The sequence below is a fragment of the Bartonella sp. AU15XJBT genome, assembly GCF_028618615.1.
Lineage (GTDB): Bacteria > Pseudomonadota > Alphaproteobacteria > Rhizobiales > Rhizobiaceae > Bartonella.
This window is the reverse complement of record NZ_JAQITG010000001.1, coordinates 184191-201245: the sequence shown is the minus strand read 5'-3', so window position 1 is coordinate 201245 and position 17055 is coordinate 184191. Positions and strand designations below refer to the sequence as shown.

Sequence of the window (17055 nt, the reverse complement as noted above, 5' to 3'; positions counted from 1 at the left end):
TTTACGCTTATGAAGGATTAAGCTGGCATCATCGTTTATTTATAAGCTTTTAATGTTGCAACAGCCCTTGGCAATTTAGACAATATCTAAAAATAAAAAAGGAGTATTTTTTAACGAAGCTAAAGAAAAGTACTGTAAGAAATGATATCTGTAAAAACTAAAAAATATACGAAAAGCAATTACTCTAAGCAAATAAATAGAATTTTAAATGCTGTAAAATATTTTCATATCATGATGTTATAGAGGACATATAGATAAAGAGGTATTGATTTCTATTTGAAGTCAGTTCTTTTGTATTGAGCAAAGATGGAAATGTAAAGTTGAAAAGAAAATAAAAGCTCATAAAGAAAAATATTTTAAACGATTAACCGCAAAAATGGATCAAAAGAAATCAATTTGTAATCAGACTTATGATGGTTAAAAATCTCTGTTTTTTTGAGGCGATGAGAACATCAATGAGGAGATGGATGGTTGGAATGACGTTTTGCTTTCATCCAAGTGCACAATTCTTCAATAAGGATGGCAATAACACCAAGTGTAATAAAACTATCTGCAAGGTTGAAAATAGCAAAATGAAAAATATCATCAATATAAAAAAGTATGTAATCAGTGACATGATGAAAGCGAATACGATCAATAAGATTGCCGATTGCTCCCCCAATAATAAGGATAAGACCAAAGCGCATTAAAAATTTATTATGTTCAGTATTTTTCCATAACCATAGAAGAAAGATAATCACAATGATCGTAATGGCAATGATTCCCCAGTGAGAAAAGGAAGAAAAAAACGAAAATGCAATGCCAGAATTACGCACATGATAAAGGGAAAGGAAAGGAATAAGAGGGATTTCTGTTCCTAAAGGCATATTTTGCATAACCCAGTACTTAACAGCTTGGTCAAGTCCTACTGTAAGGGCTAAGCCAAAGAGAAGAAAAGGGAGTGATTTACGGATCATATTTTTTCCTCGCATGGTTCCAGTGTTAAATAAGGGCGACGAATTTCATAAAGCATAACAGCTGTTGCTATAGCCAGATTAAGCGAGTCAGCGCGCCCACTTTGTGGAATACGCGCAAGTTTATCACACCGACTTGTCAGAATATCTGATAACCCTTGTTTTTCATTTCCCATTAAAAGGATGATAGGACCATTTTTCAAATCAAGTTTACGATAATCCAGAGATCCTTTGAGATGCGTGCCAACGATCATACCTTTAAAGTGAGCAGACCAGTTTAAAAAGGTGCTTTCATCAAAACGATAAAGGGGTATAGAGAAAATAGATCCCATGGTTGCACGAACTGTTTCAGGTGAGAACGGGTCTGTTGTTTCACCAATTAAAATAACACCTTTAGCACCGACAGCATCAGCAGTGCGAATAATGGTTCCAAGATTTCCAGGATCACGCACACGATCAAGCGCGATGTAAACATCTTTAGCCTGTCCTTTTATCATTTCAAGAGGTTGCCATTTTTGTTTGAAAATACCAATAACTGTTTGTGGATTATCACGTCGAGTAAGTGATTCCATAACCTTTTGTGAGGCTTTAATAACAAAACCACCATTGGCTACAGCGCGTGCAGCAGTATTTTCGATAGTAGCATTACCAATTTCGCTTTTAGAAAAAATAAGCGTCTGTATTGTCCAGCCGAGATTGAGAGCATCAATGATCAATTTTAATCCCTCTGCCATAAAAAGACTTTCTCGATTACGGTTTTTCTTTTGGCTAAGTGCTTTAAGATCTTTTATGATGGGGTTGCTAAGAGAGGTAATTTCTTTCACTCTACCAGTTTTTTGTCCACACATGTTCAAGCAATCCAACGGCTAAAAAGAGAAGTAGAAAGGGCGCGCCCTGCAACTTCTTCACGCAAAATGAGTTCTCCTGATTCGACTGTACCACCAAGATTTACAAATGCATCGCGCATTAAAGCATGAAGTGCAAAGAAGGAAGCACGAATAGAATAAGCTGTAAGGACAACAGAGAGCGGTTTATCAGAGAGAAGTTTACGACAATTTGTGATCATCGCTGGTAAATGATCAAACAGTTGCCAAACTTCGCCATGGGGTCCACGCCCATAAGCAGGGGGATCAAGAAGAATCATATCATAGCTTTTCTGACGACGTAGTTCTCGCTCGACAAATTTTACAGCATCATCGCAAATCCAGCGAATAGAATAATCTGGTAATCCTGCTCTTTCCTGATTAGCTTTTGCCCACGCAATGGCTTTTTTAGAAGCATCAACATGGGTAACATTTGCACCCGCTCGTGCTCCAATCAAAGAGGCAACACCTGTATAGCCAAAAAGATTCAATAGTTTTATAGGACGTGCGGCTTTAACAATTTGTTCTTCCATAGAGCGCCAATGAGCATCTTGTTCAGGAAAAACGCCTACATGACGAAAGGAAGTAAAGCGACCTAGAAAAGACAGTCCATTCCAAGAAAGTGGCCACGTTTCATCAAGTGGCTTTTTAGGAAAAAGCCAACGACCAACCCCTTCTTCATCAAGGTTTCCTGTGAAAATAGCATCAACATCAGCCCATTGTTTTTGTGATAAAGCGGGTTTCCATAGTGCTTGACCTTCTGGTCGAATAATTCGATAAGCTCCATAACGCTCTAATTTTTGTCCATGACCAGAATCAATGAGAGCATAATTTTCACTCACACCTGTTTCTAAAATAAGGGGCAATTTTTCCTGCGGATATCTATTATTGGGAAAGGATTGAAAGCATTGTGCAGGCATGTTTTGTATCACAGTGTATGAGGTGTAAAAGCTGTATTATAAAGCTCTTAAATGTTTGATAAAAGTGCAAAAGAGCTAAAATCAATTAAAACATTAGAAAAAAGCACTTTTAAACTCTGTGTTGAATATAAAATACAGAGAGAAAAAGACTTCACTAAAAGACCATTACACCAAATTTGTGATAGACATTTTCAATTTCTCGATCTCGGCTTTACTTTTTTTGAGAGCTTTTTTGCATTTGTAATAAGAAAACCAACGGAATAGATTTCCTAATAAAATACCAAAACCAAAGAAAATAAAGAGCCATATAAAGAGGGGAGCATGATAAGTAAAACTTTCAGAATTTTCTCGAAAAGGATCAAGGGTTAACGGAACCATTTGACGATTAGCTATGATAAAAACAATCAAAACCGCTGCGATAATCACACCGATACTTGTTAAAAGAATACGTTTAATGATCATAAGTTTCTCACTGATTAAGACGGTCGCGTAAATCCTTGCCAGTTTTAAAAAAAGGAATCCACTTTTCTTCAACAGCAACGGCTTCTCCTGTTCGTGGATTACGTCCATTACGGGCTGAACGGCTTTTTACAGAAAATGCTCCAAATCCACGAAGTTCAACACGATCGCCATTTGCAAGTGCCGTTGAAATTTCTTCAAAAATAGCGTTTACAATATTTTCCACATCCCGTTGAAAAAGATGCGGGTTATGACGAGCAATAATTTGCACAAGCTCTGATTTAACCACAATAGCCTCACTTTCCACACAAAAAACTTTTTTATAATTGTGCACTTCATGCATATTACAATATATAAACAGATAAAAGCAAAATAAAACCAAGAAAAAGCAAATTTCAAGAAACAAAATTTGAAAATACCTCTTATAAAGGTTATACAGATTAAAAATTCGGAATATTTAAGAGATTAGGAGAGTATGTCCGTACACAATTATTATGAAGTCTTTTCAACGCAATCATCTGTTGGAGATGTTTTTAAAAAAGCATCCCGGCATTCGCGTCGCATTAGCCTATTAAAAATTTTTTTACCTCTCTTAGCCTTAGTTTCAGCGCTGGTTTTTTGCTGGTTTACGTTTTTCTTGGTTCCCACTCCTTCTGATCCTATGCCTTTGAATAGTGAAGAGAATGGAGTGGTGAACTTGACGATGCTCAATCCAAAATTAGAAGGTTATACGCGTGCTCATGAACCTTATTGGCTTAAAGCAGAAAAGGCATTTCAAGATCATACGCGCTCTGGAATAATTGGATTACAAAACATCACAGCTAAAACATCTATGGGTCAACAAAGGCAGGTTTTTCTCGCAGCACAAGGGGGCGTTTACGATAACATTCATGGTTTTTTACAGTTGGATAAGCCATTCACCATTACGACGAACGATGGGATGATGGCACAATTTATGTCGGCTAATATTAATTTATCTGAGGGACAGTTAAAAACAGATCAGCGTGTTAATATTCAGCGAGCTGGTTTTCATCTTGCCGCCAATGCCTTACAAATTCGAGAAAAAGGAAAAAACATGTATTTCCATGGCGGTGTGCATTTAGTGCTTCAAAAGCAATGACGCAATATCAATACGAATCTTTAAACGATATTTAAAAGAGAAGTATGTGACTATACAGACAGAAGAATTGAAATAATGAGATCATACAAAAGATGGATAGGTATGGCGTTAGCTTTTAGCATGGGAGTGTTAGGAGGAGGAACGGTTTTAGGCTATGCTGAAGAAACCCATTTTGGTATAAGTCTATCAAACGGCAAAGAACCGGTAGAACTTCATGCAGATTCTTTAGAAATACGTGATAAAGAAGGGATAGCGCTTTTTAAGGGTGATGTTTCAGTGGTGCAAGGTGAACGTCTTTTACGGACGGCAAAATTAGTTGTTTATTACGATAAAGTCTATAAAGGAACGGATAGAAACAAGGAAGATACGAAGGCATCATCTGTTGCTTTGTTTGGTTCGTCGGGCGTACAAAAAATGGAAGCCTTAGGAAAGGTTTATATAAAAATAGCTACGCAAATTGCCACGGGGGATAAAGGCGTTTTTGATGGAAAATCAAAAATGATGAGCTTGACAGGGAATCATGTTGTATTAACGGATGGTGATAATGTAGCAACAGGATGCAAACTAACGGCAAATATGGAAAGCGGAAAGGCTTTTTTAGAAGGTTGTGAGACGACTAATAAAAAGGGTCGCGTTTCTATTATTTTTAAACAAAATCAAAAAAATGGCCATTAAGATTTCATGTTTGGAATCAAAAGAAAAAAACAGACTGATAACTATGATTTTGCAAGTGAAGCTTCAAAAAAGCGCTTAAAAGGGACTTTGATTGCCAGTCATTTGATTAAAGTTTATCGAGGACGACCAACTGTTAATGGCGTTTCTTTTGGCATTCGTACGGGAGAAGCTGTTGGCATTTTAGGGCCCAATGGGGCAGGTAAAACAACTTGTTTTTATATGGTTACGGGGCTCATAAAATCTGATGGAGGATCCATTAAAATTGATGGATTTGATATTACGCATCTTCCGATGTATCGACGTGCGCGTTTAGGTATTGGGTATCTTCCGCAGGAGGCCTCTATTTTTCGTGGTCTTTCAGTAGAAAATAACATTAAAGCTGTTTTAGAAGTTGTTGAAAAAGATCGCCTTAAACAACGTGAAGAGTTAGATAGCCTTTTACATGAATTTAAAATTGATCATTTACGTAAAATGCCTGCACTTTCGTTATCCGGGGGTGAACGTCGACGGCTTGAAATTGCGCGTGCTTTAGCTTCTCGTCCTAATTTTATGTTACTTGATGAACCATTTGCAGGAATTGATCCTATCGCTATTTTTGATATTCAGCAGCTTATTCGTCATTTAACGAAGCGCGGCATTGGTGTTTTAATAACAGATCATAATGTACGCGAGACATTAGGACTTGTTGACCGCGCTTACATTATTCACACCGGTAAAGTATTAGTTCACGGTCGTCCTCATGATATTATCAACAACGTTGATGTCCGCAGGATTTATTTGGGAAATCAGTTTTCTCTATGATTTTACAGCTTTCCTACGTTTCCATTTAAGTTTAACAGAAACAACATGATCGTCACAAACGCTATTTTAGGTAATCAAACACATTCCAAAGGAGGTGGATGAGATTTCGTTGTGATTATTAATAAAGAATTATTATCGATATATATTTTTATTACAGAAACAAAGGCAATTGTTCCTTTATTGATGATGTTTTTAAAGATTGTAAATCAACAAAAGAAGACGACTTTAGGATAAAGTTTTTTAATTGGGGTATGCAATAAGATTTTTTCTGGTGATTGTATTCTTTACATTATTATTGAATTATTGAAAATTTCCTTATTTATGCCAAAACTTCTTTTATGAGTGTAATCTAAAAAATTTTATTGAGAGGTACAAAAGGCTTCATCACTATAAGATGAGTTTATTATTTTATTGGTTGAGGTTACTTATGATTGTATCATAGAAAAGATATCACTAGATTAACGCGATAATGAATGATAAATGAGGCTGTAAATAAATGCGTGTGTTATTGAAAGGTGAGAGATATTTATCATATTTTTCTCTGTCGAATCAAAGAACATATCGCTGATGCTGTTTCGGGTATTTTAATTGGAGCATCCGTTATATATTGCATTTATTTAAGAGGGATTGTCGTGTTTTATTGGTTTGTGTGGCGTATTTAAAAATAGGAGCGCGGCGACAAATATTAGGCTAAATCTATAAATCTTTTAAAATAATCATCAAAATTCTAAAAGCTTTTAGATTCTTGTTATAAGGCTTTGTTTAAGCTATACAGTAATTCTCAAACTAAAGGTCTATTTTGCTCAATATGCTTCTCATTCTATTAAGAACTTATTTTTAAAGAAAGAAAAAAATCTAATGGGGAATTATACATTAACTCTTGTGACAAGTTTAATAAATTTATGAATAATGCCCTTTTCTAGTGTTTTAAGGAAATTAATTTTATGAACAACTTCGTTTCTTTTTTTCTGTTCTCATGCTGTTAATGAGGAGCTAAACACTATTTATTGTTCTGTTAAAAATGATATGAGACGTATTAAGCCATCACCCGTTATAAATTGAAAAATAAAAACACATGCGATGTTGCGAAAAGTGAAAGAACTTTAAATATCGACACCATTTATAGGTTTATTGGTGAGCATTTAAGCGTGTAAGAGGAAAATTAAAGGATGAATTTGAGTGAGTTAATAGCACCGGAAGCAATTATTCCGGCTCTTAAGGCTAATTCGAAAAAACAAGTTCTACAAATTTTAGCCGAAAAAGCGTCTAAGCTGACAGGTCTTAGTGAGCATATAATTTTTGATATTGTTTTGCAACGCGAGAAGCTTGGTTCAACGGGGCTTGGTGGTGGTATTGCGATTCCTCATGGAAAATTACCTGATATTAATCGGATTATTGGTATATTTGCACGTCTTGAAAGCCCAGTTGATTTTGAAGCTCTCGATGACGAACCTATAGATCTCGTTTTTCTTCTTTTGGCACCTGAAAATGCTGGTGCAGATCACTTAAAAGCTTTATCACAGATTGCACGTGTTTTGCGTCATGCTGATGTTGTGCAAAAATTGCGCAATACGCATAATGCCAATGCGCTTTATGCTTTATTGATTCAAACTTCAGAATCAAATGCAGCTTAAAAGGGATTATGAGTGTATAAATTGCGGGGTATACACCATAGAGGGTAGAAATAATATAATTTGTATCTTAAAGGGCTGATAGCAAAAGATTACGTTATGCGATTTTAAAAAATCGTTTCTAAGCGAATCTTTTTTAAAATCGCAAGCAACAAAAACAAAGTACTTATTTTTTATTGTTCCCATATATTAAAGCACCCAATCATTATGCTCTTGAATTCTTTTGTCCTTTTATGCTGTAAAACAATAGCACGTGAGGTATGATGAGATAAGGCATGTAAGTTTTCTTAATACATTAAGTGCTTTTAGGATACCTCGTAAATATTCTTAAGCAGGACTTGCTTGTAGAATTCCATGAATTGAAAGACAAGAGGAGCTTGCTTAACAAAATCCGAATTGTTGACAGGCCAGATGGGGTTAAGAATCTTCGTCCTTTGAGGGCGAGGAAGAGATCAGCTATTTTAATAGATATGGTTTAGATCGCAACTGTTGTATAGAGCTCATGCTAAAAAACAAATTTGTACGGTATGAATGAAAATGATAGCTTTAGGCTGGGTGAAAGAGTTTTATAGAAAAATTTATTCAATGATGCTTTAATTGATTAAAATGTTGTTTAAAAGACGATAAGGTGGAGAGTTTAGAGCTGCTATAGAAAAAAGTTTTATATTTTTATTTATAAATTACCTAAAAATAAGATAAGAAAACGAGACAAAAGAATTCTTCAGAAGTTTTTGTAACAGGAAGGAAGATATTCTCTAATGCATTAACAATATGGTTAAGCTTGTGTAAGTGGTTAAAATCATTTTAAAAATTAATAATTTGAGATGAGATATAGGGAAATAGTTTCATAACAAACAAAGTTGCATGTCATTATTGAGACAGGATTTAAAGTCTCTATGTTTTATGATTAATATATTGATAATATTTGATTATTTTTGCAAGATATTTTTAATATTACGAAAAGGCGATATCAGGACGATATTGAATACGAGGTATGAATACACTATAATGGATGGAAGGTGGAGTATCTTACGGACAGACATGTATTGAATGTTTAGATTTGAGAAATGATATTCACAAGGCTATGAAATTTCTTTTGGAGTGCAGGGTGTATTTTCAAAGTTTTGCAGCAGATTAAAGAGAACGTTTTTTATGCAAAAACGAAATGAGTGATATAAAATCAAAAATGTTGTTTTTTAATGTGATTATTGAATAAAAAGTTCATATTTTAGTAACGACTAAAAGGTCACAATGGAACGTAAAAATCTGTTCTGATTGCTGTGAAAATATTTTGCTTATTGAAGGAATTAGGATAATTACACGTGAGTATCGAGAAGTTTTTATTTGAACTTTTCTAATGAAGAGAGTCTTGTTAAAGATTAAAGAAGTGAGCTAAATGAAGATGTTTAAAAAGACTGTTATTGCTGCATCTGTAATGGTTCTTGTTACAGGTGGGGTGGCGTGTGCACAAACGCCAAGCCGTTTAAATCAATTTGAAGCGTGGGGAGCCTATTCTTATAAATCGTCCCAAAATACGATTTGCTATGTGTTGTCTGTTCCTTTGAATTCTCTTCCAACGACGGTTAATCATGGTGATAATTTTTTCTTAGTTACCAAGCGTTCTCAATCGCCTCTTTCGTTTGAGCCGCAGTTTATGGCTGGTTATACGCTTCAAGAAGGGTCGAGAGTGACAGTGACCATTGGAGATAAGGACTTTGATTTCTTTACGAAGGATTCTTCAGCTTGGTTGGCGTCATCAGAGCTAGAAAAACAGCTTGTTTCTGCTATGCGTGCTGGAAACAATATGACAGTGAAGGCAATATCAAAACGGGGAACGCATACCACCTATACTTATTCCTTAAAAGGGGTCACTGCTGCCTTAAATGCAGCTCAAAAGTGCCATTAAGGTTTTGATAACTTCTAAAATAGTGATGTAAATTGGAAAGCAATGGCTATTTCCTATGATCTTAGGCCTGTTGGTTCATGTATAGAACGAAAAACAGATAATATTGTTGTGAAGGAGAGTTCTAAACTCTCTTTAATTGGATTATCGCAAGATGAAATAGTGCAAGCTTTGAAGACACTTGGTGTACCAGAGCGTCAAACGCGTATGCGTGCGCGTCAGCTTTGGCATTGGCTTTATGTACGTGGTGTTTCAAATTTTGATGAAATGCTGAATATTTCTAAAGCAATGCAGGAAACACTTAAACGTCATTTTTCCATTGCACGTCCGGAAATTGTTGGAGAACAAATATCAAAGGACGGTACACGTAAATGGCTCTTACGTTTTCCAGCGCGTGGAGCTGGAAGGCCTGTTGAAATTGAAACGGTTTATATCCCTGAAGAAGGACGTGGGACCTTATGTCTTTCATCGCAAGTGGGATGTACATTAACCTGCTCTTTTTGTCATACGGGAACGCAGATGCTTGTTCGCAATCTGACTGCGGAAGAAATTTTGGCACAATTGTTGGTTGCACGTGATTGTTTGGGTGATTTTCCTGATAAGGATACTCCTGATGGGGCAATTGTTCCTGTTGAAGGGCGCAAAATTACCAATATTGTTATGATGGGAATGGGAGAACCTCTTTATAATTTTGAAGCTGTAAAAAAAGCTTTATTGATCGCTTCTGATGGCGATGGACTTTCTTTATCAAAACGTCGGATTACGCTTTCAACTAGTGGGGTTGTTCCTGGAATTATCCGAACCGGAGAAGAAATTGGTGTTATGTTAGCAATTTCACTCCACGCTGTACACGATACACTAAGGGATATGCTTGTTCCTATCAATAAAAAATATCCGCTTTCTTTACTCATGGATGCTTGTCGTAATTATCCTGGTTTGTCTAATGCAAAACGAATTACATTTGAATATGTTATGCTGAAAGATATCAATGATAGTTTAGATGATGCTAAGCGATTGATTCAGCTATTGAAAGGGATTCCTGCTAAGATTAATTTAATTCCTTTTAATCCGTGGCCAGGGAGTAATTATCAATGTTCTGATTGGGAGCAAATAGAGCGTTTTGCTGATGTTGTTAATCAAGCAGGCTATGCTTCTCCTATTCGAATACCGCGTGGACGCGATATCTTAGCGGCATGTGGACAGCTTAAATCGGCTTCAGAGCGCTTACGGAAATCTGAACGTTTGAAACTTGAAAATGCCATTGGTCATTAGTTAACACAGTTTTCAGTGATATAAAGCTTATGCTTTTTTCTGTAAATCAACGTATAAACCTCGCATAAAATAAGCATGTATAAGACATAGCTTAAGGTGGAACAGTGCGAGATGAACAATCTCAGCTTTTATAGATTCAATAGGGGAAAAGATATTGCATAAAGTCCGTTTGCATAATCTCTGAAATGAGGATGAAACCTAATTTAGAGGAAAGTCTCAAGGGCTACACATTTCCACCTCACACTCTTTACTTCGGCTTTATGACTTTTAAAAGCATCTGCGGTAATATCTTTTAAGATGTACATTGCCTCATGCTTTTGTTTGTTACGTTCTTTAACAAGATTACACTTCACACAAAAAACGGAGTGTCTAAAATATAAATTACCATTTTTGTCCATTGACATCTTAATGCACTCCCCATGTCGCAAAAATTTCTGTGAAGAGTATAATACAAAAGCCTCTGTGAAATATATTATACCATCCATACTTTTAGGTTTAATAAAGGTGTAAGTTGGTACCATTATTCTATTTTTTAGTTTTCAATGTTTTAAAGGCTTTAGGTGTTTAAGACAATTCAAGCTTTTCTTGTGATGTGCAAGAAAGCTATTGTTTAATTCAACATAAACAGATGTAAAATTGAGAGCGTTTCACAATATCTAGAATTCACATTTAAATTAAAAACGATAAATTACACCTTTAAATCAATTTTTTGTAACGATAAGAAGATGAAGGGCAAAGCTGGTAAAAATACCTGCAATAAGCCAGTCGAGAAAGCGGAGATAAAGAGGATTTTGTTTAAGGGTTTTGGTAAGTTTATGTGCTGTAAAAACGACTGAAATTGTAATGGGAAAAGAAATAGGAATATAAGAGAGTCCCAAAAAGAGTAACTTTTGTGTTGCCATAGGATCATTCGCATTGATAAATTGCGGTAAGAATGTCGCGTTAAAGAGTATGACTTTAGGATTGAGAAGATTAATTCCAATACCAGCAAGATAGTTACGTTTAGAGCTTTGAGATTTAGAAGATGTTGGTTCAAAGGAAAGTGTAGGTTTTCTCCGTAACGCTTGAAAGGCAAACCATAAAAGATAAAAGGCGCCTACAATTTTCAGAAGAACAAAAGCGTGTGGCGCAGTAAAAATAAGCGCTGATAAGCCAAGTGCTACGGCAGTAACTTGAATGGCAAATCCTGTTGCACTTCCTAAGGCGCACATAATTCCAGCTTTTTTGCTTTGTGTAATGGTTCGTCCTACAGAAAGCATCATATCAGGTCCTGGAATAAGTGCTAAAATCAACGATGCTAAAGCAAATTGTACAACAATAGACCACTCCGGTAGAAATGACACGTCAATCTCCTCTTATTTTTAAGTAATGTTCATTATTTATACTTTGAAGCGTCTTTATTTATGCTTTTTGAGTCTTTTTAATGTTGTTTAAAGAGAATTTATTTTTATACTTCTTGCATCGTTTTAATTTTTTAGAAAAAAAGAGCAATTTGTATAGAGCATTAGAATGAAAAAGTGGCAAAATATTAGAAAAGTTGTTTTGGCTTATTCAGGGGGGTTAGATACGTCAATTATTCTCAAATGGTTGCAAAGTACGCTAGGCGTTGAAGTTGTAACTTTTACAGCGGATTTGGGGCAGGGCGAAGAGCTAGAATTTGCTCGTCGTAAAGCTGAAATGCTCGGTGTTAAAGAAATCTACATTGAAGATTTGCGTGAAGAATTTGTGCGTGATTTTGTTTTCCCGATGTTTCGGGCCAATACCGTTTATGAGGGGAGTTATCTTTTAGGAACGTCAATTGCACGTCCACTTATTTCAAAACGCCTTATTGAAATTGCTAAGGAAACAGGGGCCGATGCAATTGCTCATGGAGCAACAGGAAAAGGCAATGATCAGGTACGTTTTGAGCTTTCCGCTTATGCTCTTAATCCTGATATAAAGATTATTGCACCGTGGCGTGATTGGGATTTTAAGAGTCGGACAGATCTCTTTAAATTTGCCCGTACACATCAAATTCCTATAGAAAAGGATAAACAAGGTGAAGCGCCTTTTTCAGTAGATGCAAATTTATTGCATTCTTCATCAGAAGGAAAGATTTTAGAAGATCCAGCCCTTCCTGCTCCTGAATATGCCCATATGCGTACTCTTTCGCCGGAAGCTGCTCCAGATCAAGCAACCAGAATCACTCTTGGCTTTAAAAAAGGTGATGCTGTTTCAATCAATGGAAAAAGTTTAACCCCTGCAACTTTACTTGCAGAATTAAATCATTATGGGCGCGATAATGGTATTGGTCGGTTAGATTTGGTGGAAAATCGCTTTGTGGGTATGAAATCGCGGGGTATTTATGAAACACCAGGGGGAACTATCCTTTTAACGGCTCATAGAGCTATAGAATCTTTAACGCTAGATCGTGGTGCAGCTCATTTGAAAGATGAATTAATGCCAAGTTATGCAGAACTCATTTATTATGGATTTTGGTTTTCGCCGGAACGTAAGATGTTGCAGGCAGCGATTGATTTATCTCAAGAACATGTTGAAGGTGAAGTTACGTTAAAGCTCTATAAAGGAAATGTGATCGTTGAAGGGCGCCAAAGTAAAAAGTCACTTTATTCTAGTGAGTTGGTGACTTTTGAGGATGATCAAGGCGCTTATGATCAAAGAGATGCAACAGGTTTTATTAAATTAAATGCTCTGCGTTTGCGTACATTAGCCATGCGTCATCAAGGTGATAAAGAAAAGAGATAAAAAATTACTTTGAAAAGTATCATATGGGGCATTGTTTTTATATGAAACACTTTATCTAAGTATTTTTGTTTATTGGTTCTTAAGGTTCTTTCGTTTACTGTTAGAGATTTCGCTTTTGTGCTGATAAATACAATAAGCAAGCCTCGTGGTAAGAGAAAAGAAGGCTTTGATAATCAAAACAAGACAATTTTGCTTTATAATATTCAATGTTTTTTATTTCTCTCAGAACAAAATATGTTTACAGCGAGGGTGTTTTTTGTATTTTGACCAAGAGTATCAAGAAATTTACATCTTTTTGCTTGCTATTATTGACGAATAAATTCAAGAACCATACACCCTATTTTGAAAAAGTATAATTTTTAGGATAAATAATGATGCGTGATCAGTGTGATGCCCTTAGCCTTACGCCTGAATTAAAGGATGCGGCTGCTCAATCGAGAACTTGGCCATTTGAAGAAGCACGTAATATTATCAAACGGTATGAAAAAACAGGTTACCCAGATAGTGTAATATTTGAAACGGGTTATGGACCTTCTGGTTTACCGCATATTGGGACTTTTGGGGAAGTTGCACGTACAACCATGGTGCGTCATGCATTTCATATTCTTACAGAGAATAAAGTAAAAACAAAGTTGCTTTGTTTTTCTGATGATATGGATGGTTTGCGCAAGGTCCCTGAGAATGTGCCTGATCGCGAGAAAATGGAACATTATCTCGGTCAACCGTTGAGCCGTGTACCTGATCCTTTTGGAGATGATTATCCTTCTTTTGGAGCAGCGAATAATGCACGTTTACGGGCTTTTCTTGATCGTTTTGGTTTTGATTATGAATTTGCAAGTGCTACGGATTATTACAGTTCGGGTCGTTTTGATGAAACACTTTTAAAAATCCTTGCTTGTTATGACAAGGTGATGGCAATCATTTTACCGACATTGGGTGAGGAACGACAAGCAACTTATTCTCTCTTTTTACCGATTTCTCCCTTTTCTGGAAAAGTATTACAGGTCCCGATGATTGCGCGGAATATTGAAAAAGGAACAGTCACTTATATTGAACCCGAAACAGGAGAAACCATAGAAACAGAGGTTACAGGCGGCAAGGTCAAGTGTCAGTGGAAGGTCGATTGGGCTATGCGTTGGACAGCGCTTGGCATTGATTATGAAATGGCAGGAAAAGATCTTATCGATTCCACAAATCTTTCTTCTAAAATTTGTAAAGTATTGGGTGGGAAGCCTCCAGAAGGATTTAACTATGAGCTCTTTTTGGATGAGAAAGGGCAGAAAATTTCCAAATCAAAAGGAAATGGCTTAACCATTGATGAATGGCTTACTTACGCCCCAACGGAGAGTTTAGGGCTTTATATGTTTTCAAAGCCCAAGACAGCCAAAAGGCTTTATTTTGATGTTATTCCCAAAGCCGTTGATGAGTATTATGCACATCTTTCAGCCTATGGTCGTCAAAGTTGGCAAGAACGGCTTAATAATCCTGTATGGCATATTCATAATGGTTGTCCACCGCAGGTTGATTTGCCGGTATCCTTTGCCATGCTTTTAAATTTAGTAAGTGCTTCAAATGCAGAGAATGCAGAAGTTCTTTGGGGGTTTATTTCTCGTTATGCTAAAGGTGCCAATACGCAAACTTATCCAGAACTTGATCAATTGGTGAAGTTTGCCATTAAATATTTTGATATTTTTGTCAAACCCAACAAAAAATTCCGTACACCCGATAACAGTGAACGCGCAACATTAGCACAAATTGATGAAAAATTAGCCAATTTGCCTGAAACTTTTGATGGCAACATATTGCAAAATACGCTTCTTGATGTTGCGCGACTAACGGAACGTTACCAAGATCATAGCAAAAAAAGTCCTGAAGGTGGTCCTGGTGTCTCCAATGTCTTTTTCCAAATGCTCTATGAGGTCCTTTTAGGACAAGAGCGAGGTCCGCGATGGGGATCATTTATAGCGCTTTATGGGATTAATGAAATGCGTGCACTGATTGCCGAAGCATTGGCACGACCTATGGAGGAATAATGGAACGAAGAGTCCAGGAAGTAAAGCGACGCCGTACATTTGCGATTATTGCTCACCCAGATGCTGGGAAAACAACATTGACAGAAAAGCTTTTATTGTTTGGTGGTGCTATTCAACTTGCAGGAGAAGTAAAAGCCAAAAAGGATCGTATTCAAACGCGTTCTGATTGGATGAATATAGAGCGCGATCGTGGTATTTCCGTTGTGACTTCGGTGATGACGTTTGAATATGAAAATCATATTTTTAATCTCTTAGATACCCCAGGCCATGAAGATTTTGCAGACGATACCTATCGTACGCTTACAGCTGTTGATAGTGCTATCATGGTATTGGATGGCGCCCGCGGGATTGAGCCTAGAACACTAAAATTGTTTGAAGTGTGTCGGATGCGGGATATTCCTATTGTTACTTTTATTAATAAAATGGATCGTGAGGCGCGTGATCCTATAGAGCTTTTAGATGAAATTGAGGAAAAACTTGCGCTTGATACCGCACCCATAACATGGCCTATTGGGACGGGTAAAGATTTTGTTGGTACCTTTGATCTTCATCATAATCGTTTTCGCCAAAAAGATGATGAGATAACACAGCGGATCGTTTCAGATCCCAGTGAGATTGTTCATTTACTTCCAGAGTATCAACGTTCAACTTTTATTGAAGGGGTGGAACTCGCCCGAAGTGCTTGCAAAAACTTTAATCTTCAAGCTTTCCGTGAAGGTCATATGACTCCGGTTTATTTTGGTTCGGCGTTACGAAATTTTGGTGTTCGTGATTTAATTAATGCACTCATTGATTTTGGCCAAAGTCCCCGTGATCAAAGTGCAGATCAGCGCAATATCATAGCAACTGAACCTAAAATGACGGGATTTGTTTTTAAAATTCAAGCGAATATGGATCCTAATCATCGTGATCGTATTGCGTTTTTTCGGGTTTGTTCTGGAACACTTGAACGCGGTATGAAGACAAAGTTGGTTCGAACGGGAAAACCAATGACACTCTCAGCTCCACAATTTTTCTTTGCGCGTTCACGCCAAATTGCTGATCAAGCCTATGCGGGTGATATCGTGGGGATCCCTAATCATGGAACGTTGCGTATTGGTGATACTTTGACTGAAGGAGAAGATATTCTCTTTAAGGGAGTACCCAATTTTGCACCAGAAATTTTGCGTCGTGTTTGTTTGGGCGATCCAATGAAAGCAAAAAAGCTCAAAGAGGCTTTGCAACAAATGGCTGAAGAAGGGGTTGTACAATTGTTTATTCCAGATGATGGATCGCCTTCTCTCATTGGTGTTATTGGTGCTTTGCAAATTGATGTTTTAAAAGAACGATTGAAAATAGAATATTCTTTACCCGTCAATTTTGAGCCAGCACGTTTTAATTTATGCCGTTGGGTTTCAGCACAAAGCAAAGATGAGTTACAAAATTTTCTCAGCAATCACCGCTCTGCTATTGCGTATGATTTGGAAGGTGATCCAGTTTTTTTAGCGGAGAACCGTTTTTCATTGAATTATGAGGCAGAAAGAGCCCCTAAAATAAAATTTTCTGCTTTTAAAGATTATCAAGTACGCTCTTAACGTAAAGAAGAATCTTTTATGTCACAATTTGATTGATAATGATTTTTCACATTGTGTTGGGGATCTGAATATTGCTATTTTTTTCTGAAAACGATAGCGTTTGTAA

At 36.6% G+C, this 17055-nt stretch carries 15 protein-coding genes; 9 read left to right on the top strand and 6 right to left on the bottom strand.

What is annotated here, in order from left to right; all coding sequences use genetic code 11:
- Nucleotides 1–452: 452 nt before the first annotated feature.
- The 5 genes from lspA to ihfB all read right to left on the bottom strand — a co-directional run bounded on the left by lspA (nt 453) and on the right by ihfB (nt 3484).
- Nucleotides 453–956, bottom strand: coding sequence for a signal peptidase II (gene lspA, locus PVV57_RS00670; RefSeq protein ID WP_273717423.1), 504 nt, complete (start codon nt 954–956; stop codon nt 453–455).
- Nucleotides 953–1801 (bottom strand): RNA methyltransferase, encoded by an 849-nt coding sequence (locus PVV57_RS00665; protein ID WP_273717424.1) that lies wholly within the window; start codon nt 1799–1801, stop codon nt 953–955. The genes lspA and PVV57_RS00665 overlap by 4 nt, the downstream gene beginning before the upstream one ends.
- A gap of 2 nt (nt 1802–1803) precedes the next feature.
- Nucleotides 1804–2736 carry a class I SAM-dependent methyltransferase gene (locus PVV57_RS00660; protein WP_273717425.1) on the bottom strand — a complete coding sequence of 311 codons (933 nt, stop codon included), beginning with the start codon at nt 2734–2736 and terminating at the stop codon, nt 1804–1806.
- Nucleotides 2737–2901: 165 nt separating this feature from the next.
- On the bottom strand, nt 2902–3198 hold the full coding sequence (locus tag PVV57_RS00655; RefSeq protein ID WP_273717426.1) for a lipopolysaccharide assembly protein LapA domain-containing protein: 297 nt from the start codon (nt 3196–3198) through the stop codon (nt 2902–2904).
- 7 nt (nt 3199–3205) lie between these two features.
- The gene (ihfB, locus tag PVV57_RS00650) at nt 3206–3484 is read right to left on the bottom strand and encodes an integration host factor subunit beta (protein WP_026500856.1); all 279 of its coding nucleotides are present in this window, start codon (nt 3482–3484) and stop codon (nt 3206–3208) included.
- A gap of 186 nt (nt 3485–3670) precedes the next feature.
- Here ihfB and lptC point away from each other — a divergent pair, with 186 nt between their 5' ends.
- The 6 genes from lptC to rlmN all read left to right on the top strand — a co-directional run bounded on the left by lptC (nt 3671) and on the right by rlmN (nt 10597).
- Nucleotides 3671–4315 carry an LPS export ABC transporter periplasmic protein LptC gene (lptC, locus tag PVV57_RS00645; RefSeq protein ID WP_273717427.1) on the top strand — a complete coding sequence of 215 codons (645 nt, stop codon included), beginning with the start codon at nt 3671–3673 and terminating at the stop codon, nt 4313–4315.
- A gap of 102 nt (nt 4316–4417) precedes the next feature.
- Nucleotides 4418–4990, top strand: coding sequence for an LptA/OstA family protein (locus PVV57_RS00640; RefSeq protein WP_273717428.1), 573 nt, complete (start codon nt 4418–4420; stop codon nt 4988–4990).
- A 6-nt stretch (nt 4991–4996) separates the two neighbouring features.
- Nucleotides 4997–5791, top strand: a complete 795-nt coding sequence (gene lptB, locus PVV57_RS00635; protein WP_273717429.1) for an LPS export ABC transporter ATP-binding protein — start codon at nt 4997–4999, stop codon at nt 5789–5791.
- Between the two features lie 1169 nt (nt 5792–6960).
- Entirely contained in the window at nt 6961–7425 is a 465-nt protein-coding gene (gene ptsN / locus PVV57_RS00630; protein ID WP_273717430.1) for a PTS IIA-like nitrogen regulatory protein PtsN, read from the top strand.
- Nucleotides 7426–8824: 1399 nt separating this feature from the next.
- Nucleotides 8825–9328 carry an invasion associated locus B family protein gene (locus PVV57_RS00625; RefSeq protein ID WP_273717540.1) on the top strand — a complete coding sequence of 168 codons (504 nt, stop codon included), beginning with the start codon at nt 8825–8827 and terminating at the stop codon, nt 9326–9328.
- 42 nt (nt 9329–9370) lie between these two features.
- The gene (gene rlmN / locus PVV57_RS00620; RefSeq protein WP_273717431.1) at nt 9371–10597 is read left to right on the top strand and encodes a 23S rRNA (adenine(2503)-C(2))-methyltransferase RlmN; all 1227 of its coding nucleotides are present in this window, start codon (nt 9371–9373) and stop codon (nt 10595–10597) included.
- A gap of 701 nt (nt 10598–11298) precedes the next feature.
- On the opposite strand, the gene PVV57_RS00615 is transcribed toward rlmN, so the two are convergent.
- Complete coding sequence (locus PVV57_RS00615; RefSeq protein ID WP_273717432.1) at nt 11299–11940, bottom strand: LysE family translocator; 642 nt, start codon at nt 11938–11940, stop codon at nt 11299–11301.
- Between the two features lie 166 nt (nt 11941–12106).
- Here PVV57_RS00615 and PVV57_RS00610 point away from each other — a divergent pair, with 166 nt between their 5' ends.
- The 3 genes from PVV57_RS00610 to PVV57_RS00600 all read left to right on the top strand — a co-directional run bounded on the left by PVV57_RS00610 (nt 12107) and on the right by PVV57_RS00600 (nt 16949).
- Complete coding sequence (locus tag PVV57_RS00610; RefSeq protein WP_273783240.1) at nt 12107–13342, top strand: argininosuccinate synthase; 1236 nt, start codon at nt 12107–12109, stop codon at nt 13340–13342.
- A 371-nt stretch (nt 13343–13713) separates the two neighbouring features.
- Nucleotides 13714–15375 carry a lysine--tRNA ligase gene (locus PVV57_RS00605; protein ID WP_273783238.1) on the top strand — a complete coding sequence of 554 codons (1662 nt, stop codon included), beginning with the start codon at nt 13714–13716 and terminating at the stop codon, nt 15373–15375.
- Nucleotides 15375–16949 (top strand): peptide chain release factor 3, encoded by a 1575-nt coding sequence (locus PVV57_RS00600; RefSeq protein WP_273783237.1) that lies wholly within the window; start codon nt 15375–15377, stop codon nt 16947–16949. Before PVV57_RS00605 ends, PVV57_RS00600 begins: the two co-directional genes overlap by 1 nt.
- The last annotated feature ends 106 nt before the right edge of the window (nt 16950–17055 follow it).